3 protein-coding genes are annotated in these 1668 nt (G+C 65.4%); 1 reads left to right on the top strand and 2 read right to left on the bottom strand.

Translation table 11 applies throughout. The features are described from left to right. Positions 1-214: Rrf2 family transcriptional regulator (locus tag HC022_RS26020; RefSeq protein WP_175583743.1), on the bottom strand; the 214-nt coding region annotated here is incomplete at its 3' end. 168 nt (positions 215-382) lie between these two features. Here HC022_RS26020 and HC022_RS26015 point away from each other — a divergent pair. Beyond that, positions 383-1036, top strand: a complete 654-nt coding sequence (locus tag HC022_RS26015) for an alpha/beta hydrolase (RefSeq protein WP_008884311.1) — start codon at positions 383-385, stop codon at positions 1034-1036. Between the two features lie 22 nt (positions 1037-1058). Here the strand turns inward: HC022_RS26015 and HC022_RS26010 are convergent. Beyond that, the coding region (locus HC022_RS26010; RefSeq protein WP_217704120.1) for a DUF2235 domain-containing protein at positions 1059-1668 on the bottom strand (610 nt) is incomplete at its 5' end.

The following is a 1668-nucleotide window of genomic DNA, read 5'->3' as shown; positions in this document are numbered from 1 at the left end:
CCGCGGGGCGTCCAAGAGGTGAGCCGGACCCCGGGCCCGGAAGCGCGGAAAAAAGAAAGGGAGGCCGCAGCTTGACGACACGAGGAGAGAGAGAGGGACGCGACACGTCCTGCCCGGGAGAGAGAGAAGAGAGCGTCACCAGATCTCCGTCCGGCTGCATCGCGATATCCGCCAGCGCTACCATCGCGTAGCGCCCCTTCGTGCTGAGCTTCATGCCACACCTCCCGCTCCGAAAGCCTCTGACGATTGACCTTGACCGACCGATTGCATATCTGCAATCCAGCCCGCCCGGCTTCGGCGCCGGGCATGAGAAACGTTCTGAGGTCTCTTAGCATTTTCGTCAAGATTATGCCCGAGACCCGTTGAGGAGCAGATTGCACCGATGCCCGAGGTCATTTTTCCCGGACCCGAAGGCCGTCTTGAAGGCCGCTACCACCCCCAGAAGGACAGAGACGCACCGATCGCGATCATCCTCCATCCGCACCCGCAGTTCGGCGGGACGATGAACAACAAGGTTGTCTACAACCTTCACTACGCCTTTTACAATATGGGTTTCACTGTTCTGCGGTTCAACTTCCGCGGCGTGGGACGCAGCCAGGGCGAATACGACCAGGGCATCGGCGAGCTGAGCGACGCGGCCTCCGCGCTCGACTATCTGCAGTCGATGAACAACAACTCCAAGCACTGCTGGGTCGCCGGCTTCAGCTTCGGAGCCTGGATCGGCATGCAACTGCTGATGCGCCGCCCCGAGATCACCGGATTCGTTTCGGTCTCGCCGCCCGCGAACATGTACGATTTCTCGTTCCTCGCCCCCTGCCCGTCCTCGGGCCTGATCATCAACGGCACTTCGGACCGCGTGGCGCCGCCCGCGGACACCACCGCGCTGGTCAACAAGCTGAAGGAACAGAAGGGCATCACGATCACCCACGAGGAAATCGAGGGCTCGGGCCACTTCTTCGAAGAGCCGCACATGGAGACGATGATCGGCTCGGTCACCGGCTACGTGAAGCGCCGGCTCACGGAAAGCACCCGCTGACGATTCTTCGCCGCGCCCCCGTTCAGGTCGGGCGCGGCGCTGTTTCCGGCTGGGCCGCCCCTCCTGCGGCCACCGCGATTCCCTCTTCCGAAGGCTCCGGCGCATCCAGATCCGTCGCGAGATGGCGCAAAGGCCTCGGCCGGTAGCGCGATCTCGTATCGCGCCAGCGCAGCCGTGCCGCCTCGGACACGTCCCGCACCACCCCCGGCGCATGTGGCGCCATCCGGTCCACCGGGTTGTGCCGCAGCAGCCGCGCAAGGACCCCCGGCGGGGCGCTCTGGTTGCAAAGGCTCACCGACATGTCCTCGGCCTCCGCGTATTCCCCCAGACGCGCCGTGTCGCGCGCCACCCACGCCAGCGAGATATTCGACAGCCCCACGATGTCGCCGCCCCCGCCCACCGAGCCGTGGTCACCCGGGAACCATTGCTGCAGGTAATCGCCGCCGCCCGCGCCGTTGAGCTCGTCGAGATTCTCCCACAGCGTCGGCGGGAAGGTCCGGCGCCACTCGTCTACCGACACCGCGTGACGCGCCGCCAGCACGCTGCCCGAAAGGTGCAGGTCGTGAAAGCCATGGCTGCGGTTGAAGAGCCGCGCCAGCAGCTTGTAGTGGCCTGGCACCCCCATTGCCCCC

Origin of the sequence: Salipiger sp. HF18, assembly GCF_011806505.1 — a bacterium.
Taxonomy (GTDB): Bacteria; Pseudomonadota; Alphaproteobacteria; order Rhodobacterales; family Rhodobacteraceae; genus Salipiger; species Salipiger thiooxidans.
Note: the sequence above shows the minus strand (reverse complement) of the source record. Positions and strands in the feature narration are given on the sequence as shown.

Bases quoted from the DNA above. Each gene is read 5' to 3' on its own strand.
- HC022_RS26015 (WP_008884311.1), top strand. From the start codon at position 383: ATGCCCGAGGTCATTTTTCCCGGACCCGAAGGCCGTCTTGAAGGCCGC.